The organism is Blastopirellula marina DSM 3645, assembly GCF_000153105.1.
Classification (GTDB): domain Bacteria; phylum Planctomycetota; class Planctomycetia; order Pirellulales; family Pirellulaceae; genus Blastopirellula; species Blastopirellula marina.
Window position 1 is genome coordinate 247,471 of record NZ_CH672377.1, and the last position, 22,795, is coordinate 270,265.

Annotated in this window: 22 protein-coding genes; 14 read left to right on the forward strand and 8 right to left on the reverse strand. The window is 58.4% G+C overall.

The genetic code is table 11. From position 1 onward, the window contains the following. Positions 1–91: 91 nt before the first annotated feature. Together rsmH and DSM3645_RS20095 are read right to left on the reverse strand one after the other, a co-directional pair. On the reverse strand, positions 92–970 hold the full coding sequence (gene rsmH / locus DSM3645_RS20085; protein WP_040352862.1) for a 16S rRNA (cytosine(1402)-N(4))-methyltransferase RsmH: 879 nt from the start codon (positions 968–970) through the stop codon (positions 92–94). Between the two features lie 619 nt (positions 971–1,589). Then, positions 1,590–2,690 carry a glycosyltransferase gene (locus tag DSM3645_RS20095; protein ID WP_040352864.1) on the reverse strand — a complete coding sequence of 367 codons (1,101 nt, stop codon included), beginning with the start codon at positions 2,688–2,690 and terminating at the stop codon, positions 1,590–1,592. Between the two features lie 164 nt (positions 2,691–2,854). Here DSM3645_RS20095 and queA point away from each other — a divergent pair, with 164 nt between their 5' ends. From queA to DSM3645_RS20120, 5 genes are all read left to right on the forward strand, one after another. Further along, the gene (gene queA / locus DSM3645_RS20100) at positions 2,855–3,901 is read left to right on the forward strand and encodes a tRNA preQ1(34) S-adenosylmethionine ribosyltransferase-isomerase QueA (protein WP_002654333.1); all 1,047 of its coding nucleotides are present in this window, start codon (positions 2,855–2,857) and stop codon (positions 3,899–3,901) included. A 147-nt stretch (positions 3,902–4,048) separates the two neighbouring features. Then, positions 4,049–4,669 (forward strand): NUDIX domain-containing protein, encoded by a 621-nt coding sequence (locus DSM3645_RS20105; protein ID WP_002654339.1) that lies wholly within the window; start codon positions 4,049–4,051, stop codon positions 4,667–4,669. Between the two features lie 42 nt (positions 4,670–4,711). After that, positions 4,712–5,902 carry a cysteine desulfurase family protein gene (locus DSM3645_RS20110; RefSeq protein ID WP_040352865.1) on the forward strand — a complete coding sequence of 397 codons (1,191 nt, stop codon included), beginning with the start codon at positions 4,712–4,714 and terminating at the stop codon, positions 5,900–5,902. A gap of 133 nt (positions 5,903–6,035) precedes the next feature. Then, a complete protein-coding gene (locus DSM3645_RS20115) occupies positions 6,036–6,368 on the forward strand; it encodes a HesB/IscA family protein (protein WP_002654343.1) in 333 nt (110 codons plus the stop codon). 110 nt (positions 6,369–6,478) lie between these two features. Continuing rightward, entirely contained in the window at positions 6,479–6,841 is a 363-nt protein-coding gene (locus DSM3645_RS20120) for a hypothetical protein (protein WP_040352866.1), read from the forward strand. An 82-nt stretch (positions 6,842–6,923) separates the two neighbouring features. Here the strand turns inward: DSM3645_RS20120 and DSM3645_RS20125 are convergent, their stop codons facing one another. Continuing rightward, positions 6,924–7,901 (reverse strand): phosphoglycerate dehydrogenase, encoded by a 978-nt coding sequence (locus DSM3645_RS20125; RefSeq protein ID WP_040352867.1) that lies wholly within the window; start codon positions 7,899–7,901, stop codon positions 6,924–6,926. A gap of 172 nt (positions 7,902–8,073) precedes the next feature. Here DSM3645_RS20125 and DSM3645_RS20130 point away from each other — a divergent pair, with 172 nt between their 5' ends. After that, complete coding sequence (locus DSM3645_RS20130; protein ID WP_040352868.1) at positions 8,074–9,327, forward strand: bifunctional cobalt-precorrin-7 (C(5))-methyltransferase/cobalt-precorrin-6B (C(15))-methyltransferase; 1,254 nt, start codon at positions 8,074–8,076, stop codon at positions 9,325–9,327. Positions 9,328–9,382: 55 nt separating this feature from the next. Continuing rightward, positions 9,383–10,120: a PIG-L family deacetylase gene (locus DSM3645_RS20135; protein ID WP_040352869.1), complete on the forward strand. Its 738-nt coding sequence runs from the start codon at positions 9,383–9,385 to the stop codon at positions 10,118–10,120. An 82-nt stretch (positions 10,121–10,202) separates the two neighbouring features. On the opposite strand, the gene DSM3645_RS20140 is transcribed toward DSM3645_RS20135, so the two are convergent. Beyond that, entirely contained in the window at positions 10,203–11,063 is an 861-nt protein-coding gene (locus DSM3645_RS20140; RefSeq protein WP_131282750.1) for a hypothetical protein, read from the reverse strand. A gap of 244 nt (positions 11,064–11,307) precedes the next feature. Between DSM3645_RS20140 and DSM3645_RS29700 the strand changes: the two genes are divergently transcribed. The 6 genes from DSM3645_RS29700 to fbp all read left to right on the forward strand — a co-directional run bounded on the left by DSM3645_RS29700 (position 11,308) and on the right by fbp (position 18,359). Continuing rightward, positions 11,308–12,966, forward strand: a complete 1,659-nt coding sequence (locus DSM3645_RS29700; RefSeq protein ID WP_081444947.1) for a ThuA domain-containing protein — start codon at positions 11,308–11,310, stop codon at positions 12,964–12,966. Between the two features lie 14 nt (positions 12,967–12,980). Next, positions 12,981–13,502: a GNAT family N-acetyltransferase gene (locus tag DSM3645_RS20150; protein WP_040352871.1), complete on the forward strand. Its 522-nt coding sequence runs from the start codon at positions 12,981–12,983 to the stop codon at positions 13,500–13,502. A 353-nt stretch (positions 13,503–13,855) separates the two neighbouring features. After that, positions 13,856–14,755, forward strand: a complete 900-nt coding sequence (locus tag DSM3645_RS20155) for a DUF1559 domain-containing protein (protein ID WP_040352872.1) — start codon at positions 13,856–13,858, stop codon at positions 14,753–14,755. Between the two features lie 5 nt (positions 14,756–14,760). Continuing rightward, the gene (locus DSM3645_RS30300) at positions 14,761–15,195 is read left to right on the forward strand and encodes a carboxypeptidase-like regulatory domain-containing protein (RefSeq protein WP_131282752.1); all 435 of its coding nucleotides are present in this window, start codon (positions 14,761–14,763) and stop codon (positions 15,193–15,195) included. A gap of 399 nt (positions 15,196–15,594) precedes the next feature. Beyond that, a complete protein-coding gene (locus DSM3645_RS20160) occupies positions 15,595–17,079 on the forward strand; it encodes an MFS transporter (RefSeq protein WP_040352873.1) in 1,485 nt (494 codons plus the stop codon). Positions 17,080–17,351: 272 nt separating this feature from the next. Beyond that, entirely contained in the window at positions 17,352–18,359 is a 1,008-nt protein-coding gene (gene fbp / locus DSM3645_RS20165) for a class 1 fructose-bisphosphatase (protein ID WP_202594996.1), read from the forward strand. Between the two features lie 139 nt (positions 18,360–18,498). On the opposite strand, the gene DSM3645_RS20170 is transcribed toward fbp, so the two are convergent. After that, entirely contained in the window at positions 18,499–19,440 is a 942-nt protein-coding gene (locus tag DSM3645_RS20170; RefSeq protein WP_040352874.1) for a hypothetical protein, read from the reverse strand. Positions 19,441–19,479: 39 nt separating this feature from the next. Continuing rightward, on the reverse strand, positions 19,480–19,641 hold the full coding sequence (locus DSM3645_RS31440) for a hypothetical protein (RefSeq protein WP_237564897.1): 162 nt from the start codon (positions 19,639–19,641) through the stop codon (positions 19,480–19,482). Between the two features lie 25 nt (positions 19,642–19,666). On the opposite strand from DSM3645_RS31440, the gene DSM3645_RS20180 reads away from it, so the two are divergent. Continuing rightward, positions 19,667–20,269: an REP-associated tyrosine transposase gene (locus DSM3645_RS20180; protein WP_237564898.1), complete on the forward strand. Its 603-nt coding sequence runs from the start codon at positions 19,667–19,669 to the stop codon at positions 20,267–20,269. Between the two features lie 216 nt (positions 20,270–20,485). Here the strand turns inward: DSM3645_RS20180 and DSM3645_RS20185 are convergent, their stop codons facing one another. Together DSM3645_RS20185 and DSM3645_RS28710 are read right to left on the reverse strand one after the other, a co-directional pair. Further along, positions 20,486–21,469, reverse strand: a complete 984-nt coding sequence (locus DSM3645_RS20185; RefSeq protein ID WP_081444949.1) for an RluA family pseudouridine synthase — start codon at positions 21,467–21,469, stop codon at positions 20,486–20,488. 11 nt (positions 21,470–21,480) lie between these two features. Beyond that, the gene (locus DSM3645_RS28710; protein WP_050769473.1) at positions 21,481–22,563 is read right to left on the reverse strand and encodes a hypothetical protein; all 1,083 of its coding nucleotides are present in this window, start codon (positions 22,561–22,563) and stop codon (positions 21,481–21,483) included. Between the last annotated feature and the right edge of the window lie 232 nt (positions 22,564–22,795).

Genomic DNA, 22,795 nt, shown 5'->3' on the forward strand with positions numbered 1-22,795 from the left:
CTTATTCACTCCTTGCGACCACCTCCTTTTACGGTCGGCAGTCGACGCTAGCGTGAGCCGCGTCCTGGCTCAAGCCCAATTCCTCGCATGCTTACACACGTCGAGCAACGCGCAGCTTGGCGCTGCGGCTGCGAGGATTCCGCATGATCTCCTCTTCACTAGGAATTATCGGCTTTTTGGTCATCGGTTCGAGTCGTTCATCTTCACGAAACGCTTCTTTTACTCGACGATCTTCCAAAGAATGGAAGCTGATGACAGCGATTTTGCCGCCTGGGCGGATGAAATCGGGCGCTGACTTCAAAATGCTCTCCAGCGAACTGAGCTCTCGATTCACCGCAATTCGCAGCGCTTGAAAGGTTCGCGTCGCCGGATGGATCCGTTCACGCGCTCCGCGGCCCGGGTAACAGCTCGTGACCAGCTCGGCCAAATCGCTTGCTAGCAAGAACGGTTTTTCTTTTCGCCGCAGGCAAACTTTTTTGGCGATCCGGCGACTCAGACGCTCTTCGCCGTTTTGATAGATCACGTCGGCGAGATCTTTTTCGGAGAGCAGATTCACCAGATCGGCGGCGGTGTCCCCTTCGGTTTCGTCAAAGCGCAGATCGAGCGGCCCGTCGGAATCAAAACTGAATCCACGATTACGATCGGCCAACTGATCGCTCGAAAGCCCTAGGTCCAACAGCAGCCCGTCGATCAGATCGATCTCGAGGTCCTGAAGCACGCTAGGAAGCTCACAGAAGTTACGCTGCGTGACTTTGATCGGTAGGCCGCGTAACGACTGTTCGGCTCGCTCAATCGCCGCCAGGTCGCGATCACAGGCAATCACCAACCCTTCGTCCCCCACGCGCTCGGCCAACTGCCGCGTATGTCCTCCGCCGCCCAACGTGCCATCGGCGAAGGTTTGCCCCGGTTGGGGATCGAGATACTCGATCGTCTCGGCGGGAAGTACAGAAACGTGAACGGTCGAAGTCATGTGCGGCGAAGTCAGAAATAGCGAAAACGGCGGAAAACGCAGGCAATTTGCCCATGCGTCAGCTTACCGCATCACCGCTCTGAACACATGACCCTCTCCTTTTAGTATCCGCAGCGCAAGCCGGAATGCATGTCGACATTAGCCGCACGGCGTTAGCCGCGGTTTCTGGCAAGAACTTATTGTTGACGCAAATCTGGAGACAAGAAACCGCGGCTAACGCCGTGCCGCTGATTTTGGGAGAGCGCCGCTCCGATAGCGAAGCTATCGCGGCCCACCATCGAGCGGAGAATTCGCCCAAGAAAGAAAAAACCTCGCCGCAGGCGCATCCATGCGCCCGGCATCGGCGAGGTTGGCGAAGACGGCCGCTGCACTTGCCGCTTCGCCAGCAGTTCGCCAGACCGGGAGAATCCTTCCCCCCAACAAGACGAACGGACGGACGTTCAATCAGCGTCGCCCAATGACGACTTGCCTAAAGGTAAGAATCGTTACGAACGGGTCAACCTGCGTTTTCCGCAAGCACGACCGCTAGCATCGCGTGATAGCACGCTTAAAGAATGACGCTGATGGGCGCTACGTCACGGGAGAAATCTTGGAGAAAATTTCCAACACGCTGCGGGGGTCACGCTAGCATGCCGGTCTGCGATTTCGCCGCGCAGCGATAGATCTTCGCGTGTCGGCGGACCATCTTGTCGAGCGTAAAGTGCGCTTCGATTCGCGCCCGGTTCGCTTCGCCTAGCTCGACGCGCAAGGTCGCATCCGCTGCTAGCACGCTGACGCGACTGACGAACTCGGCGGCGTCGCCGATCGGCGACAACTGCGTCTCTTCGTGCGGTCCCAATAACTGGGCGACCCCTTCCACGTCGGTCGCAACGACCGGCAACCGCGCCGCCATCGCTTCGATCATCGCATTCGGCATTCCTTCCCAGCGCGACGAGAGCAAAAAGAGATCGGCGTCGGTCAGCAGTTGCGGCACGTCGGCGCGGCGCCCCAAAAATTGAACCCGATCGACCAGATGCAGCTGGCGCGCCTGTTCTTTCAACGCCGACTCTTGCGGGCCGGCTCCGACGATTTGCAGTTCCCAGTCGTCGGCTTGCAGCAGCGAATCGCGCAGCGCGTTCAGCAACCAGTCAAAGCCCTTCTGCGCATCCAGCCGCCCGACGGCGATCATCCGCTTGCGCCCATCGATCTGCTTCATCCCAACATCCTGGATCGTCTGTTCGTCAAAATCGGCCAGGTCGATTCCGTTGGGAGTCACCAGCGTGTTGACCTGCAAAACTGTCTGGGCGAATTCTTTGAGTCGGCGGCTAACCGCGAGCGTTAAATCTGCTTTTTTTGCATAGTAGCTTTGCAGCCAGCGCCGCCAAGAACCTTGCTCGACAACGCGGAGCCCGTGGATGAGTTTCGCTTTCCTCCGGTTCCCCATCGCCATGCTGGCGGCGATATTGGCATGAAAGAGAAAGCTGTGGACCACATGCGGCTTCAAGATTTGCAGCGCACCGGCTAAGCGGCGAACCGCGATCGGAAGCCGCCATTTCGAGTCGCACCGGAGAAACAACACGTCGATCCCCTGCTCTTCCAGCTGCCGAACCAGCACGTCGCGGCCCGGCGCTGGACGGGATGCGAGCGAAATCACCGTCACGCGAAACTCGGACCGATCCAGCCGACAGGCCAAATTGGCCAGACTGCGCTCGGCGCCACCAACTTCGAGTTCCGTAATCACAAGCGCCACTCGAATCAGTCCCGATGAGTGGGTTGAAGATTTTGCAGGCGTCACTGTCACTCTTCTGGCGGCCTCGGGTAGAAAAAAAACAACGCTTGCCTACGATATTGAAAATGCGTCGCATGCGAACTGTTCGACGCTCATGCCTTTAAAGCCCACGCCTTATGACCAGCATCGAACAATACGACTATAGACTACCGAAAGAATTGATCGCGCAAGAGCCTTTAGAGAAAAGAGCGGATGCGCGGCTTTTGGTGGTGGATCGCAAATCGGGCCAGATCGAGCATCGCTATATCCGCGATTTGCCCGAAATTTTGCAGCCTACGGATCATTTGGTGCTGAATAACACCAAAGTCGTCCCTGCACGGCTGGTCGGCCGGCGCACACTGACCGGCGGACGCTGGCAAGGGCTGTACCTAGAGTCTGACATCAACGGGCATTGGCTCGTCTTGGCCAAAACACGCGGCAAGATCGCCGCCGGCGAGATGGTGACGCTCGAAAACCGCGAGACCAAAGAGGATATCTCGCTACGACTAGTTGCGAGTCTAGGCGTCGGAATGTGGGCGGTCGAACCCGAATCAAGCGAGTCGACGCTAGAAATTTTGGAACGAGTCGGACGCGTTCCCCTGCCGCACTACATTCGCGAAGGGGAAATGATGCCGGACGACTGGAAACGGTATCAAACTGTTTTCGCCGAACAGCCCGGCGCCGTCGCCGCTCCGACCGCAGGTCTTCACTTTTCGACCGAGCTGCTGAAAAAGCTGACCAACAACGATTTGCTGGTCGACTACGTGACGCTGCATGTCGGCATCGGGACGTTCCGACCTGTTTCGGTCGATCAGCTCGATGAGCATGTCATGCACAAAGAATGGGGCGAAATCCGCGAAGAAGCGGTCGAGCGCATCCTCGAAACCAAGGCCGCTGGCGGCCGCAACATCGCCGTCGGTACGACCGTAGCGCGGGTGATGGAAACAGCGGCCCGCTCCGGCGAACTACAGCCGTGGCGCGGTCAAACCGATCTCTTCATTCGTCCCCCGTTCGAGTTCCATGCGGTCGACGCACTGCTGACCAATTTTCACCTCCCCAAATCAACGCTGCTGATCTTGGTGCGGACCTTTGGGGGAGAAGAGCTAATGCGCGAAGCCTACGCCGAAGCGATTCGCGAAGAGTACCGCTTCTACAGCTACGGCGACGCAATGTTGATCTTGTAGCCGCCCTGCTGAATCCACGCGTGCTGAACATCCTTGGGTTTTGCCTGGCCGCAATGGGAACAGTCGCCGGGTCGAAGTCGCGTCTGAAAACGCGTATACTCTGCTAGCAGTCCGAGACGTCGTTCCACTCAATCGAAAGGAGTCGCCATGAGCATCGCCCAGGTCGAACATATTCTGGTTGTTCCCACCGCCGAATTCCGCAATCTGGGCTATTTTCAGGGCTTCTCTCCCGACGCTCCACGCTATCTCAAGCATCTGCTGCAGCCGGCCCTGATCAGCTTCCGTCCGCGTCCCGAGATGGAAGAAGATCCCAGCTTCAAGCAGTTGATCCCCTACGTCATTTTTGAGTACGTCGACGCCGATGGCGAAGCATGGGTCTTTCAGTACGTCCGCGGCAAAGGGCAAGGCGAAAGCCGTTTGCATAGCAAACGGAGCGTCGGAGTCGGCGGGCACATCTCGAGCGAAGACGCCGCCGAGCATCTCTCGGGCAATCCGTACGAAGAAGGGATGCGCCGCGAACTGGACGAAGAAGTCGAGATCGGCTGCGAGTACGAGATCGAATGCGTCGGCCTGATCAACGACGACCAAAACCCAGTCGGCCAGGTTCACCTGGGCGTCGTCCATCGCTGCCGCGTCGTGCAGCCGGCGGTTCGCCCCCGCGAAAGCGAAATCATCGAAGCCGGTTTCGTTCCGGTTTCGCAGCTGCTGGAAGAGCTCGATCGCTGCGAAACCTGGTCGAGCATTTGCCTCCAGGCGCTCTACGGTTAGCATAAAGCGGATGACCTGTCCGCTTTGCTGGCGAATCCTACTTTGACCGCTCGACCGATCTATCTCGACAATCACGCTACGACGCGCGTCGACCCGCGCGTTCTCGCGGCGATGACCCCGTACTTTCTCGAAGAATACGGCAACGCCGGCAGCGTGGGACATTTGTTTGGTGAAGCGGCCCGCGACGCAGTCGAGCAGGCGCGCACTTCGATCGCCACCGCGGTCGGCGCCGAAGCGAACGAAATCGTCTTCACCAGCGGCGCAACCGAAAGCAACAATCTGGCGATTCGCGGCGTCTTGCAACAACGTCGCCGCCGCGGCGACCATGTCGTCAGCGTAACGACCGAACACAAAGCGGTGCTCGATCCGTTGGCCAAATGGGCGCGCAAGGGATTCGACGTCACACTCCTCTCGCCGCAGCAGCAAGGCGCCGATCACGCCGGCCAGATCGACCCGCAGCAAGTCGCCGATGCGCTGCGCGACGACACCGCGCTCGTCACCATCATGGCCGCCAACAACGAGATCGGCGTCCTCCAGCCCCTCGCCGAGATCGGCCGCATCTGCCGCGAGCGCGGCGTCCCGTTTCACTGTGACGCGACTCAGTCGGTCGGAAAGATCCCGCTCGACTTCGACGCGCTCGGCGTCGACTTGGCCAGCTTCACCGCCCACAAGTTCTATGGCCCCAAAGGCTGTGGAGCGCTTTACGTACGCCGGAGCGGAAAACGAATCCGACTAGAACCGCAAATCGACGGCGGGGGCCAAGAACGCGGAGTTCGCAGCGGAACGCTAAATGTCCCCGGCATCATCGGCATGACCAGCGCCTTGCAACTTTGTTTGGCCGAAATCACGACCGAAATTCCCCGGCAAGCGGCGCTCCGCGATCAACTGCTGGTCGGGCTGCAAACGGCGATCGAGGGGGTGACCCTCAACGGCCCGCTCTGCACGCCGCCGCTGCGACTTGCCGGCAATTTGAACGTTTCGCTGGCCGGCGTCGACGGCGAAGCGCTGATGATGAACGTCCGCGAGATCGCCGTATCTTCTGGCAGCGCCTGCACTTCGGCCAATCCAGAACCAAGCCATGTGCTGCAGGCGATCGGCCTGTCCGAGGACGCAACGCGGAGCAGTTTGCGATTTGGTCTTGGCCGATTTAACACCGCTGACGATATTGAGTTTGCCGTGACCCACGTTGCGGCGGCAGTGACGCGGCTGCGGAAAATGGTCAAACCGACCTGATTTGCCGTAAAACAGGCCGGATCAGGCAGCGAATACGGGCGCCGGACTTTCTTTTTGGCGGCGTTTCGTATAATTTAGACATCACAATATGTGAAAAGTTATTTCCCCAAAACAGTTTGAGGAGCAGATATCGATGGCGGTTGAAATTACCGAAAATGCGGCCAACGAAGTCAAACGCATCATCACCGATCAAAAGCATGATCCGGGCACTATGCTCCGTTTGGGCATCGCCGGAGGCGGCTGCAGCGGATTCTCGTACAGCATTACGCTGTCGCAAGAATTCGATGATGAAAAAGACAACAAGTACGACTTCCACGGTCTCCCGGTCGTCGTCGACAAGAAGAGCCTCCTGTATTTGGACGGCACCACCGTCGACTTCTACACCGGCGTCGATCGCCATGGGTTCACGTTCAACAACCCGAACGCGGTCAAAACCTGCGGTTGCGGCAGCTCGTTCCAAGCGTAGTTTGCTCGCTTCAAGCCAAATCAAGAGAAGCCGTGACGCTCGTCGCGGCTTTTTTTTGTGCGCTGCGGTATAAATGGAACAGAGTCGAAAACCTCCAACGAAATTGCCCCATGACCACCACGCAAACCGACGAATCGAAATCGGCCATCGCCTGGTACGAATTGTCCCTGCTTCTTTTGCTGGTCTGTGGCAGTCTATTAACGCTGGGATGCGCCGCCCAAAGCAATGACGACCCGCTAACCACGGACGAGCAGACCGAGCGCGCAGAATCCAAATTGGACATCGCCGCCATCGCTTTGGAGGAAGTAGAGCGACGCACCGGCATTCCCCGAGCTCAGCTAATCACGGATGTCGAACGGGAAGACTATGGCTGGTCGGTGTTGATCATCCCCAAACAGGATACTCCCGGCGGATTTTGCACCGTCACGATCGATCAAAATGGCGCGGTGACCGGATTCTATGGGGGCGCGTGACTCGCACTATAAAAATCGAGCGGCGTCTCTCTAGTCCCGCAACTTGGCCCGCACATCCATCCGCACAAACCCCAACAGATTTTTACCACTTCCACCCATTTAACTCATTCGCATTCACAACATTCGCCGCCGGCCACCGAGCCTCATACAAATCCAGAATGTTCTGGGCCGCCATCGTCGACATGTCCAACAGCGATTGCTCATCCAGTCCGGCCATGTGGGCGGTGAAGTAGATGTTGTCGACATCAAGCAGCGGGTTCTCTTTGTCGATCGGTTCTTGTTCAAACACGTCGAGCGCCGCGCCCCGCAGTTTGCCCCCCTTCATCGCGGCGGCGAGTTCCGGTTCGTTGACCAATCCGCCGCGCGATGTGTTGATCAGCAGCGCGTCGTCTTTCATCAGCGCCAGCGACTGTGCGTTGATGATTCGCTCGGTCTCCGGCGTGCAGGGAGCGTGCAGGCTCACCACATCGCTGCGGCGCCAAATTTCGTCGAGCGCCACCCGTTCGACTTCACTTGGCCCGCCCGCCGGTGCGATCGGATCGTAGGCGATGACCTGCATGCCGAGCAAAACCGCAGCCTTCGCGACCTCTTTCCCAATCACGCCGTAGCCGATGATTCCTAGCGTCTTGCCGTAGGCTCGGGGACCGGCGGTGCGATCCCAGTCGCCAGCGCGGACCTGCTTGTTTTGCGAGATCACGTTGCGATAGATCGCCAAGATCATGCCGATCGTATGTTCGACAACCGATTGGTGCAGCGTGCCCGGCGTGCGGCAGACGGCAATGTTTTGCTCGGTCGCGGCGGGAACGTTGACCGAGTCATAACCGACGCCGACACGCGAAACGACACGCACTTGCGTCCGGCTTAGCACTTCGGCCGTGTAAGGCTCGGTGCTGCAGATCACTCCTGCGGCTCCATCCAGTGCTGCGACCAAATGGTCCGGTTCCCACAGCGACTTTGACAAGTCGGCGAAGCGGACCTCAAATCCAGCCGCTGTCAGCAACTCGTAATAGGGCCAACTGGTCGCTAAAAAATGAGACGCGGTCACGACGATCGTAGGCATAACGGGCAGGCTCGGGGGACGAGGAGATGCATGGAAGGAGAAAATGTCAGCAAAACTCAGGTTCTAACGCCAAAGGTTCCCCCGATCAATCCTTTGCGCCAGCTTTCCGCATCGCGGCGGATCTCTTAAAATCGGAGGATTCTATTGCATCCCCAAGCGACGTGAGGGCGGCGTGAACTCAGCGGCCAAGATTCATATTATCGGCATCGGCGACGATGGTTTTGACGGACTCACCGCTCAGGCGACCCAGCGCATCGGCGCGGCCGACCTGATCATTGGCAATCCCCAAGCACTGACCTACGTCGATTCGGTACAGGCCGAAAAACTGCCGGTCGGCGCCGACTTAAACGCAATCGTCGAGCGGGTCAAAGCCTCTTCCGGCAAGAATATTGTCGTGTTGACCAGCGGCGATCCGTTGTTCTACGGCGTCGCTCGCTACTTGTGCGACGTGATCGGCAAAGAACATTTTGAAGTCCTGCCGCACGTCAGCAGCATGCAGTTGGCCTTTGCGCGGGTGAAAGAAAGCTGGGACGAAGCGTACTTGGCCAACTTGGCGACGCAGTCGCTAGAACGGGTCGTGCAAAATGCTCGGCTTGCAGAGAAGGTTGGGCTGTTCACCACCGACGAGCACACGCCGGCCGCGGTGGCGAAAGCGCTGCTCGCGCTCAAGCTCGATTATTTCTCGGCCTATGTCTGCGAAAACCTGGGATCCCCCAACGAACGGGTCACCCAAGGCGAACTGGCCGAAATCGCCGAGCAGCAATTTGGCCTGCTGAACGTCATGATCCTGGTTCGCAAGCCCGGCGTCCCTGATCGACCGATCGCACTGGTCGGCAAGCGACTCTTCGGCAACCCAGACGAAGTCTTCCTGCAATCCAAGCCAAAGCGAGGCCTGCTCACTTCGGCCGAGACGCGCTCGATCGCACTTTCGCAATTGGATCTCGGGCCGACCAGCATTGTTTGGGATGTCGGCGCCGGCAGCGGATCGGTTTCGATTGAAGCGGCGATGATCGCCGCCGAAGGCGCGGTATACGCGATCGAAATGGATCCAGAAGATCACGGCCTGATCAAGTCGAACGCCGACACGTTTGGGGTCACTAATCTGACGCCGATCTTGGGTAAAGCGCCGGAAGCGTGGGAAGATATCCCCGATCCTGACTGCATCTTCATCGGCGGCGCGGGTCGCCATGTTCGCGGCATCATCGAACCGGCCTTTGCGCGTCTGAAACCCGGCGGGCGGATCGTGCTGAACATCGGCAGCATCGAGAACCTGCACGAAGTGCATGAGCTGCTGCAACGCTTGGCCGGCGAAGCCCGCGCGACGATGATCAATATTGCTCACAGCACCTACCAGTTGGAACGTCATCGGTTCGAGTCGCTCAATCCGACCTTCCTGATCACCGCGATCAAACCGGTGAAGTCGTAACAACCGACTTCGCCCCTTCGACGCCCGTTGAATTGACTTCAGGAGCCGCAACCGCGTGACCAACCTTGACGACTATCCGCAGCTAGACGTGATCGCCGTCGGCGCTCATCCCGATGATGTCGAGATCGCCTGCGGGGGAACGCTGGCCAAGTTATGCCAACAAGGTTACAAAGTCGGCATTATCGACCTGACCGATGGCGAGCCGACTCCCCGTTCGCCGGGTCCAGAGGTTCGTCTGGCCGAAGCGCAAGCCGCCGCCAACGTGCTGGGCGTCGACGTGCGGGTCACGCTGGAGCTGCCCAATCGCCGCTTGTTCGATTGCTTTGAATCGCGCGTCGCGCTGGCGAAAGAGTTCCGTAAGTATCGCCCCCATGTCGTGCTTGGATTTGGCGGCAAGACGCCGCTCGCTTCGCCCGACCATTGGCAAGCGATGCAGATCACCGACGCGGCGACGTTTTACTCGCGTCTGACCAAGTGGGACGACCACTTCGACGGCCTGCCGGTCCATACGATCGCCAAGCAGCTTTACTACCGGCTGGTCTTCGAGCCGATGGAACATCCCGAAGCGCCCGGCTCGTTTGTCGTCGACATCAGCGACACGCTCGAGACCAAAATCTCCAGCGTCCGCTGCTACGCAACGCAGTTTCCGCCCGAGAAAGACTACGTCTTCGACCGCGTCCGCGGCGCGGCGTCCTTCATCGGCTCGCAAGCCGGGTTTGTCAGCGGCGAGTTGTTTCACACGACGCGGATGATTGGGACCAAGGACATGGTGAAGTTCCTGTTTCCAGAGTAGTTGGACGTCGGGTCGACTGTGCGGGCCAGGCCACGCAATGAAAATCGTGCGAGCCTCGAACAGCTGGTCTGCGAAGCGGCCCCTACAAGTTGGAGATCGCCGCCGGCTGGACTTCTTCCGCAGGCGCCGTCGGCATCGCCTGCTTGCTGACGATCACGTCGGACGCAAAGACGCAGCGATCAGGTTTGGCGCCGGCGACGGTGTAGAGATGCCCTTTGGCGGTCAGTTCGTCGCCGAGCGAGGTGAACCCCAACTCTTTCGTCATCAGATGTGCGATCGCGTCGCTGGTGAGGGTGAAGGTTAACTTGCGGAGCGATCCGTTGAGCGTGGTCACGACCAAGGTCTTCCCGTGCAAGCTCTTCACCACCGCGGTGATGTTTTGGCGATGGCCTGGCTCCACTTCCGGCGGCGCAAAATCGCCGGGAGCGCTCATCACGTCGATCGCATCAAGCGGCTCGGCGCCATGCCCATGGGAGTCGACCTGGCCGAGAAAGCGAACCAACATGCCGGACTTCAACCAAGCGGCCGGCACATCGCCGGTCACGTCGACGCGTGAAACGCCGGCCGGATGCGTCACAATCATGTCAATCTTGCCGTCGGCCTGTTGCAGCAGCACGCTGCTCTTGCCGACTTGAACCACGCGACCGCTGACCGATACCTCAGGCAACGTGTCGATGTTCAGCTTGTTCTTCTCGACCGGAACGGTGACCGACTTGTTGGTCCCCAGACATGCGCCCAAGTTGTGGAGGTTTTCATACTTCAACTCCATCTTGGCCGAGCGATAGAAGACCGGCCAATGCAACGTTCCATCGGCCGCGACCGGCGGAGTGTCATCCATTGGTTTGGCGTAGGGGTTGTAAGGCCCAAGTTGCGCAAAAACCGGTCGGGGAAGACTACAAAAACAGGCCGCTGCGCACAGCAGCGCAAGACAGGAACGAAGCATGATGGGGTGGCGCCTGGGGGGGGGCTGGATGCAATTCTCGGTGGGCAAGTGCAACGACAAATCCCAGTAAACACCACGCACGGTTACACGTAAATAAACGTGAATGTCTTTTAATCTTGCGCCGTTTCGCCGTGGTACAAATCAAAGCTATCGCCCGATACCACGAAATATTTCCCCTCGGCCTCGACTTCGGCTACATTGGATCGGGTCCCGCCTCCCCCCTCTCCCGCTTTGGATACAACGTATGATCTTGCCCATCAAACGTCTTGCTGGCTCTTTGTTCGCGCTCTCGCTGTTCACCCTGTCACTGCTAGTCGCTCCGCTGCTCGGCGGCGATCTGCAGATGAAACTTCGCTCTCAACAAGAGACGAAGCCCGATAGCGGCCTCTATCACCCACAGACGCATGATGAGCGGTGGAAACCGGAGCAGACGGCGATCATCGTCTGCGACATGTGGGACCTGCACACTTGTCAGAACGCGGTGCTGCGTGGTCAAGAGTTCGCGCCGCGGCTGAACGATCTACTGAAGCAAGCCCGCGACCAAGGCGTGACCATCATTCACGCTCCCAGCGGTTGCATGGCGAACTACGCCGAGCATCCAGCTCGCCTGCGGGCCGAGCAAACGCCGAAAGCGGGCGATATTCCTGCCGACATCAACCAGTGGTGTCATCAGATTCCGGCGGAAGAAAACGGAGTCTATCCCGTTGATCAAGCCGACGGCGGCAACGATGACGACGCCCAACAGCGCGCCGCGTGGAAAGCCAGCTTAACCGCCCAAAAGCGAAATCCGGCGCGACCTTGGATCAAGCAAACCGACCTGCTGCCGATCGATCCGGCTCGCGACTACATCAGCGACCAGGGAGACGAAGTCTGGAGCATCCTCGCCGCTCGCAACATCGACAACGTCATCCTGACCGGCGTGCATACCAACATGTGCGTCCTCGGTCGCCCGTTCGGCTTGCGACAGCTCGCGAAGAACGGCAAGAACGTCGTCTTGATGCGTGACCTGACCGACACGATGTACAACCCAGCCTCATGGCCGTACGTCAATCACTTTACCGGCACCGACCTGATCGTTTCGCATATCGAAAAGCATGTCTGTCCGACCGTCTCCAGCAACCAAATCCTGGGAGGCGAAGAGTTCGCCTTCGCCGCAGACACGCGACCGCACGTGGTCATGGTGATGGCCGAAGGGGAATACGAAACGGCCCAAACTCTGCCGCAATTTGGGGGCGACTTTCTCGGGCGAGACTTTCGCGTCAGCTATCTCTACGGCAGCGAGACCGATCCCAACGATATCCCTGGCTTAGAAAAAGCGTTGGCCACGGCCGACGTGCTGCTAATCAGCGTGCGCCGCCGCGCCTTGCCGCCCGAACAGATGGAAGCGCTGAAAAAGTATGTCGCCGCCGGCAAACCGATGGTCGGCATTCGCACGGCGAGTCATGCATTTGGACTGCGCGGCAAACAGCCCCCGGCCGGGACCAAAACTTGGGAAGAGTTTGACCAGGAAGTCTGGGGCGGCAACTACAGCAACCATTACGCCAATAATCTGAAATCGACGATCGAAACGGTCGAAGCCAACCAGAAGCATCCGATCTTGCGCGGCGTCTCACGCGAGCCGTTCACCCAAAACGGTTCCCTCTATCAAGCTGCTCCGCTGGCCGCCGGCGCTACGACGCTGTTGACCGGAACCGTCGCCGGGAAACCGGCCGAACCGGTCGCGTGGACTTTCCGTCGCGCGGATGGGGGCTGGTCGTTCTACACGTCGCTCGGGCACAAAGTCGAATTCCAGCAACGCGCGTTCCAGCGTCTGCTGCTCAACAGCATCTACTGGGCGGCTGGACTCGAAGTGCCGGCTCATTTTGATCTGAACAAACCGACGCCGCCGCAGCGGAAAAGCTAACAGGCGCCTTCCGTATGCAACTGGTCCCCTGCTCTCTTGAGAAACATGGGTCGGCGATCCTGGCGATCTTCAATCATGAGATCGCCAACTCCTCGTCGTTGTACGAATACGTCCCGCGAACCGCGGCGACGATCGAAACCTGGTTCGCCCACAAAGCCGCCGGCGATTGGCCCGTGATCGGCGCCGAAGCGGACGATGGCCGCTTGATGGGGTTCGCGACGATGGGCCCCTTTCGCCCGCAGCCGGGCTACAAGTACACGGCCGAACATTCGATCTACATCCAGCAAGACTTCCGCGGCCAAGGCCTCGGCGGCGTCCTGCTGCAAGAGATGATCGCCCAAGCAACCGCGAAAGATCTCCACTGCCTGATCGGCGTCATCGATCAGGCGAACCAGGCCAGCGTCGCGCTGCATCTTAAGCATGGGTTTGTCTTGGCCGGCGTGATGCGCGAAGCGGGGTTCAAGTTCGGCGGTTGGTTGGACGCCGGCTACTATCAACTGGTGCTGCCGACTCCGCAGACGCCGGTGGATGGGTGAGGCCTCTTTCGGGAATAACGGCGGCAGGCGTCACGCCCAGAGTCGATCGCAAAGCAAAGCTGGGGGGGTCACGTCTCGTGTTGCTCTATCACGCCTATCACTGCTCGTTCTGAGCGTGCGACCTTGGCGAATGACCCCACGCTGGAACGCTCCCGCCCAACGTACAAAACTTGGGGTACTTTCGCCGCACACGGTACCAAGAGACTGCCTGAAGCCAGTCGGAGCCGGAGGAACAGGGGTTTGAAACGCCGCCCCCCCGTCGATTAAAAGTTCGATTGCAAAAGGCCGGGTAAATTGTAAAATAAAAAATCTATTCCTAACCCCCCTGATTTTACTGAATAGGACCTTCTGTCATGAAACGCAATCGCTACTGCTTGGCAGCTGGATTTACCCTGGTTGAGCTATTAGTTGTAATTGCGATTATCGGCGTGTTAATCGCACTTTTGCTTCCTGCAGTTCAGCAGGCTCGCGAGGCCGCACGCCGTTCTCAGTGCACGAACAATCTCAAACAGATTGGCTTGGCGATGCACAACTACCATGATGTGCAAAATGCCTTTCCCCCAGGCTTTAACAACAAGCTGGGCTGGAGTTGGGGAGCAGCCATCTTGCCCTTTATCGAACAAACCAACGTCTTTGAGGCATTGGACAAGACCAGTAACAGGACCGATTTCGATGACGCGGCCATTCTGGCGGCTGCTCGCACCGTCATTTCTGGTTTTCGTTGCCCTTCCGATTCTGCTCCGGATCTCAATGACAAAGCGGCCCCACTCTATGGACCAGGAAGCGGTCGCACCAAGACCCAGGATCTCGCACTGAGCAATTACATCGGGTCGATGGGCAATGATGGTGGAGCCACTGCGACGAACACGAAGGGGAATGGAGTTTTGTGGCCCGGAAGCAACGTAAAGCTTCGTGACATTCTCGATGGGACCAGCAATACGATTATGGTGGGGGAACGCGACTATTTCTTTCATCGCGGGTCAAACTGGGCCGCCTCGACGGATTCCTCCGGCGGAAGCACCAATCGCCATTACACGCTCAGCAGCACCGATACGACATACGGCTTGATCAACGGAACGAACAGCAACTGTTTTGGCAGCCTTCACCCCGGTGGAACGATGTTCGTCTTCTGCGACGCTTCGGTTCATTTTATCCCGGAAACCATTGACGCTACGAACGATACCGGGGCAGATATGAGCACTTACCAGCGTCTGGGCAATAGCCAAGACGGCTTGGCGATTGGAGCCTATTAAGGAACATGAAAACTCCAACCTATAACGATCGATCGCCGCTGCGCCGTCAGCCGACCGCCAGCACGCTTTCATGCCTGATGCTTGGCTGCCTTCTCGCCAGCATCGGTTGCGGCGGCCCAAAATATGGGGCAATGCCCGTAGAAGGGACTGTCACACTCAACGGCGCCCCGCTGCCTAACGCTCGGGTCATGCTCTTTCCCAAGGCGGGAAGACCAGCCGCAGGCATTACTGACGACGCTGGTCACTACGTATTGGCATATACCGTTTCGGTGACGGGAACGCCACCAGGAACATATCGTGTGGAAATCAGCACGGCGTACGAGACCCCAGAACTAGCGAACAAGCTAGAAAAAGTGCCGTCGAAATACAATAAAGAGACCGAGCTTTCGGTCGATGTTGTCGACGGTAACAATGTGTTTGATTTCGAGTTAACGGATTAACGCCGAGTGGCGCTCCACGCCGTTCACGCTTTTACTTCAACTCGAACTGTTTCACTTCTCAAAGTCACAACTTTATCGGTGCTGCGCTCTCCGGCGGCCGTAAGGTTTTGGGCGTTTTTTCCTGGATTTGCTGCGGCTTTCCTGATTGGTCTTGTAGGCGATCAGCGCTGGAGCGAGATCGTCTATCAGCGCGGGCATTCGTCGCACTTCTTCCTGGCGACGAATGCCGTCGAAATATTAATTTTATGCGCGTCGCGGGCCCTCCAGCCCGTATCTTCTCTTTGGACTAGATCGCTCCTCTTCATCTGCCGAGAATAACTTCACCGCTCGTGAAGATTTTCGCCAGCGCTGCAGCGCCTGCGCCGCACTCGAAATGCCGCCCCCCTAGGAGCCACTTCCATGACAGCGTCGCGCGACGCCCCGTTGGAACCTGTCGGCAAGACGGTCCAGCAATATATCGACGAAGCGCCTGTCTGGTCAGACGGCACCGCAACGACCTCGACGCCGCTAACGCCGATGCAATGGCGCATCTGGTGGCTCGCCGCGGCGGGGAAGTTTTTTGAAGGGCTGGTCGTCTTCATGACCGGCGTCGCTCTGCCGCTGTTGGCGGCCGAATTTTCGCTCGGCCCTGCCGCTCATGGGATTGTCGGCGCTGCGAGTCTGCTCGGCATTTTGATGGGGGCGACGGCGCTGGGGGGTCTTGCGGATCGGTTCGGCCGCAAGCCGATGTTCATCGTCGAAATGGCGATCTTCACCGCGTTCCTGGTCGCGGTCACCTTCAGCCCCAATTTTCCCTTCCTGGTCGTTTGTCTGTTTGGTCTCGGCGCGGCGCTCGGCTGCGATTATCCGACGGCCCATCTGATCATTTCCGAAAGCATGCCCAGCAATGCGCGCGGCAAGTTTGTCTTGGGCGCCTTCGGCTTTCAAGCGGCCGGCGCACTTTTTGGCGCCGGCATCGGCTTTTTGATTCTCTACGAAAATCCAAGCATCGGCGCATGGCGCTGGATGTACGCGACCGCGATCATTCCCGCGGTGCTGGTCACGCTGGTCCGATTGACCATCACCGAGAGCGCCCATTGGCTTGTCGCTTGCGGCAAGTACGAAGCCGCCGAGCGAGAAACGCTCCGCCTTTTGCAGCGGCAGCCAACCTATCCCCAACAGGTTGCGCTCGATCGAGCCGAAGAAATAGCCGAGGCCGAGCAAGCCGAAAGCCGCCGCGGCTATCGCGAACTCTGGTCAAGCAAGAACCGCCGCGCCACGATCCTCGCCTCGGTCCCCTGGTTCCTGCAAGACCTGGGCACCTACGGCATCGGCATTTTCACCCCCACCATCCTGGCCGCCGCTGTGGGCCACCAGAAAGAGCACGCGACCGCGGTCGCCGACATCGTGCAAAACGACATGCTCGCCGCCAAAGGCGCCGTCATCATCGACCTGCTGCTCATTTTTGGCATCCTGGGCGCGGTGCTGTTGGCGGACCGCGTTGGTCGGATCAAGCTGCAAGTCTTCGGCTTTATCGGCTGCGCGATCGGCCTGTTTTTGGCCTCGCTCTCGGTCGACTTCGCCGATCCGGCCAAGCTCTATTTCATCTTCGCAGGCTTCATGCTCTTCAGCTTTATGACCAACCTCGGCCCGAACGCCCAAACGTATCTCATCGCCGGCGAAGTCTTCCCCATCAACATCCGCGGCAAAGGCGCCGGCGTCGCCGCGTCGTTCGCCAAAATTGGCGCCGTCTTAACCGCGTTCCTCTTCCCGATCTTGCTCGCCGACATCGGCGTGCGCTACCTCCTCTATGTCCTGGTAGTCACCTCGCTAATCGGCGCCGCCGTGACATGGATCTACCGAATCGAAACCTCCGGCGTGAACCTAGAAGAGATCGGGAAGTAACAGGGATACTCCTCGCTTCGTAACCCGAAGCGTGAGCTTTGAAGTTGCGTTTTTTCGAGCCAAGTGAATTGCAACAAACGCAACCTCAATACCCGCGCATTGGTCAGCGCAGAGACGCCAACCGGTCGCGCATACGCCCCAGTCGCCAGCGGATGGTTAAGATTTCGGCCGCAAAGCTGTTTTTGGCATACTGATTGCGTTATTCTAAAAGCAGTCAATTTTGGCTTTAATTCGCCCAAATTTTGGGCAGCGCGCACCCTCAAGGAAGACCGATGATCACAACGGTTCAGCAGCACATCCTGCAAGAACAACGCCGTTTCCCTCACGCGTCGGGCGAGTTCTCGTGGCTCCTCTCGGCGATCACGCTCTCGACCAAGATGATCGGCGCCAAAGTTCGCTCGGCCGGTTTGACCGACATCGTCGGCGCCGCCGGAGACGTCAACGTCCAAGGCGAAGTCCAGCAAAAGCTGGACGTCTATGCGAATGAAGTGCTGCTCCACTGTCTCAGCACGCGGGCCAGCGTCGGCGTATTAGCGTCCGAAGAAAACGAGCATCCAAAAATCGTCGGCCACTGCAGCGACGGCGCCAAATACGCGGTTGTCTTCGATCCGCTCGACGGCTCGTCCAATATCGATGTCAACGTCAGCGTCGGCACGACCTTCTCAATCATGCGTCGCCCAGAAGGCGCGACTTGCGATGAGCCGGAGCGTTGGTTGCTGCAACCCGGCACCAAGCAAGTCGCCGCCGGGTATGTCGTTTACGGCTCGTCGACGATGCTGGTCTATAGCGTCGGTTTCGGCGTGCACGGCTTTACGCTTGATCCGTCGATCGGCGCCTTCGTTTTAAGCCATCCGAATATTAAGATGCCGAAACAGGGAAAATATTATTCGGTCAACGAAGCGTACGCCGCGAGCTTCCCGCCGGGCTACGCCGACTATCTTCAACTGCTTCGCGACGGCGAACTTAGCTACCCCTACAGTTCGCGCTACATCGGCTCGATGGTCTCCGACTTCCACCGCACCATGCTCAAAGGAGGCGTCTTCCTCTACCCGCCCACGGCCGAAAATCCCGAAGGCAAACTCCGCATCCTCTACGAAGCGTTCCCGATCGCGTTCCTCTGCGAACAAGCCGGCGGCAAAGCGTCCGACGGAACGGGCCGCCTGCTAGAAATCGAACCAACCAGCATCCACCAGCGCACGCCGATGGTCGTCGGCAGCCAGGTCGAGATGGAGAAGTTTGAAGCAATGGTCGCGAGTGGAGAAATCTCGGCTTTGGTGTAAAGAACTCGGGTGGCATGGCCACGGCCTTGCGTGGCCATGAATGCGGTCGGCAATAAATGGCTGCAGCAATCGATTTATGCTTCTTTTAAACATGAAGCTTGGATCGTTCGCATAACCCACCGAACTTCGAGCGGCGCGGCTATTTCATCGCCGCAGCCCGAGCTTCCGGCGCCAACCGCTTGAGGGCCGGCGTCATCTCGGCATATTTCAATTCGGCGGCGTCCCAATCCACGTCACCGAAAACGGGAAGCGCCTTGCGTGCATCTTGATTGTGCAGCGCCATCGGGGCGAACATCATATGCAGCATGTCGGTCATTTTTTTTAACAAGTTCCCCTCGCTCGCTTCTTTTTGACTCAGCAGCGGCAACGTATCGGGAAACTCAATCTCTGCGGGAAACGTTAACAGCAGCTCATTGACAGGCTCATTAACGGCCACCACTTGGATCTCGATAAACTGTTTATCCTCTGACGAATCTCGCATGATCATCGTTTTCAATGGATAGTCGGACGTCGTATCAAAACCACAAACGAGAAAGGACTTCCCTGTCTCGGAATCCGCCCTCAATTCCCACGTGTTCTCTCCGATTTCGGTCCACTGAGGGTTCTGACAGTTCTTCAAGAAAGACGCACAGTCGAACTTCACAAGCTCTTTCGACGCATCCCTTTTTTTCCCAAACGTCAAACCATATCCAATGGTGAAACGTTTCTTCTGTTCGTCAATCGCTAGTTGCAAACTGGGCCAAGATCCGTCCTCCCTGATACCACGCTGACCGATGATGTCGTAGAGGAACGCTTCGCCGCGACTAAAAATACCGATCGGGACGTCGCCGACTGGATCAATGATCACGGCGCCGACTGCGTCAGGCCCTTGCTTTCGATCCCAAGCGACATGAGAACAAAACGAAAACGGACCCAACTGCGATATCGAATAAATGACTTCGCAACTCTGAACGTCCTCGTTGTTCGTGGAAAGAACCGGCATCCTCGCCAGCAGATCGTCCAGCTTCGGCGGCTCCGCGGCCCAGACAGTCGCAGCACAACATAGCCAGACGCATAATCCCAGAACAAGACGAACGGACATCGGCAACTCCTTTCGCGACGATACGGAAGAGCGCTCAGTTTACCCCACAGAGGTGATCGCTGGAAATAGAATCTGCTGCAGGGTGATCAGCTCGGGCGCCATCAAGCGGAACACCCGCGCAAATTCATGGCCGCGCAAGGCCGTGGCTATGGCGCCCGAGTTTTTAGGGTCGTAAATGCGACAGGAAATTGTTGCAAGCATGGATCTCACCCGAGATACTGCATGCATGGAAACTCCCCATCGCAAAACAATCCGACACTTCGATCACACAAGAGAGGCCCACTTTCTCACGTTTTCCTGCTTTCGCCGTTTGCCGCTGCTTAGCCGACCCAGAACTTGTCAGTACTTGATTGACGCGATCGAAATCAGTCGCGAGAAGAACGGTTTCGATCTGTGGGCCTATGTCATCATGCCAGAGCATGTTCATCTGATCATTCTGCCGCATGCCCACTCGAAGATCGCCGCAATTCTATCCACGATCAAACAATCGGTCGCGAAGCGGGCCCTATTCTGGCTCCAGCAAAACGCTCCCCAGTTTTTGTCCCAGATCGAAGATGTCCAGCCCAACGGCAAGCGAAGTCATCGCTTCTGGCAACGCGGCCCGGGATATGATCGCAATCTGCGGTCGACTCGCGACGTTCATGAAAAAATGCGGTACGTCCACGAGAATCCTGTCCGCCGCAGTCTCGTCCTTCGTGCAATCGACTGGCCATGGTCGAGTTGTGCGGCGTGGGAATCAGGAGCGGACGGGCCGATCCAGTTGAATCGGGAAAGTGTGCCAACTTTGACAAACCTGGATGACGTGACGACTTCTGGTCTGTGGCGATAAGAAAGACACCACGCACATTTATTAACCTTGGGCGCCATGGCCACGGCCTTGCGTGGCCATGATTGGGCGCGAGTGTTCCGTTTGATTACGGACCTTATTGAAGAAGTTGGAATGGAATCGTCCTGAACAGGTCACTCCTCTGTGCAAATGCCGACCGCATTCATGGCCACGCAAGGCCGTGGCCATGGTGCCCGTTACCGGAAGTTTGAACGACTTCTACCGCGCCGGGCGCAACTGACGCAGCATGTTCTGCGTACGCTCTAGATCGGCTGGCAGCGGTGCGATGAACTCGCGGATCTCGCCGTCATCGGGATGCGCGATCGCGATGCGATGGGCGTGCAGCGCGGTGCGGTTTAGTAAGACGGTGCGATCGTCGTCGTGTTGCAGTTCGCCTAGTGATAAGAAGCGGCGACTGCCGTAGAGCGGGTCGCAGAGGACCGGGTGACCAGCGTGCATCAGGTGAACGCGGATTTGATGGGTGCGGCCAGTTTTCGGCAGCGCCTTGATCGCGGCGAAACCTTGGTAGCGTTCCAGCACTTCGTAGAAGGTCTGGGCGTCTTTCCCTTCGTCATCGCCGCGGCGAATCGCCATCCGCTCACGAATTTTCGGGTGCGGGCCAACCGGTTCGTTAATCAGGTCGCGATCACGGTCGGGCGCTCCGATCACCATCGCGAAATATTCTTTTTCGGTCAGGCGATCTTGGAACTGCGTTTTGAGAAACTCATGCGCCGCGTCATCTTTGGCGATCACGATCACGCCGCTGGTATCACGGTCTAACCGATGCACGATGCCGGGGCGCGTCGGTCCGCCGATGGTGCTGAGCTGCGGGAATTGACCTTTCAGCCCTTCGGTCAGCGTTCCCTTCCAGTGCCCTTTGGCCGGATGGGTAATCATGCCGGCCGGCTTGTTAATGACCGCAATCCGGTCATCCTGGTAGATAATGTCGAGATGGACGTTCACCCCGATCTGCTCGTCGGAATAAGCGGCGATCGGTTTGACGATCAGCTGCTCTCCGGCGCTCAGCTTGTGGGCCGGTTTGCAAGGTTCGCCGTCGATGGTCACCAGTCCGGCGTCGATCGCTTTGCGGATTTGACCGCGGCTGACGCCTTCAAGCATCAACGCGATGAACTGGTCGACGCGTCGCCCTGCTTGCTCGGCGTTGATGACGGTTTCGTGCGTCGTTTGGTCAGGATCGGACATTCGGTCTGCGACTATTCGCCTGACTCAGCGGCGGGCGCTTCTTCTTTGGCCGGTTCAGCGGCGGCGGGCTCGGTCGCTTCCGGAGCTTCGGCGGCCGGCTTTGCTTCCGACTTCGCTGGAGCTTCCTTGGCCGGCTCGGCCTTGGGGGCTTCGGCAGCCGGTTTGTCTTCGGCAGCAGGCGCGGCTGGTTTCTCGGCGGCCGACTTTTCTTCGGCGGTCGGCGGAGCGCTCGGCGCCGATGATTCGGCTGGCGCGTCAGTCGCCGGAGTTTCTGGCTGCGGCATCAGATCTCCTTCGCCCGGCTGCGGCAGTCCCGAAGAAGGCAGCAAGTTGATCGACGAGTCCATCCCGCCGGCGTCCCCAGGTCGGGTCAGCGCGTCGCGCGACGGCAAGCTCAGGTTCGGATCACTCGGCAAGTCTTGGTTGAAGATGCCGGAAGTCGGCGACGCCTTGGGAGCAAAATCTTGCTCACGGTACCAGGTATAGAACTGTTCGACGTTTTTGTCTTGGAGCGTTTCCAGACGCTCGGCCGCCCATTCGCCAAACGGCGAGTCGGGCCATTGGGTCGAAAGCTTCTCGTAAGTCGAGATCGCGGTTTTCAGGCTTTCGTCGGTCGCAATTACTTCGCTCGACTGACCGATGCCCCACAGGGCGCGTTGTTTCAGTTCAGGCACGTTCGCCGATTTTTCGGCGTTCTGGAACGCTTTAATCGATCGCTCCAGGTCGAGCTTGGCGTCGTCAGGCTGCGTGAAATTCTTTTCCAACCCTTGGCGATACAGATCATAGCCCAGGAACAGCTCGGCCCAAGCGCCGGCCGGACGTCCCTGATAGGCGCTGCCGACGGCTTCCAGAGCCGGCGTCATTTTGCCATCCTGCTGCGACATCATCGCCGAAGCGGTGAACAGCTCTCCCCAACCGCTGGCCCGGGCAATCTTGCTCTGCCACTGGAACCACATCACCGCCAGGACCGCGACGACCACGGCAATCGCGACGCCGGCCAGGATCTTGGCCTGCGGCCCCATCTGCTCCATCCCCTTTTCGAGAACTTGCTCCAGCTCGTTTTTCTGAAGTTCGTGGCGGCGTTCGCTTTTCATGACGAAGTTGCAGGGGTCTGGGGGCCAAAGGAAGGTGGAAGGCTACTTAACAGTAACCGACGCTTAGATTTAGAGTCCAAACCGTGAATATAGAAGCGCTGCGCAAGCGGCGTCAAGACCGAGTCGCCGGCGGCGCCAACGTGAAAGCGTCGCCTGAAGCTCGCAGTTCGCCTGGGTTCGCAGAGTTTTCGACCCTAAAACCACCGTCGCCAACCCAGACACTAGCCCGCGG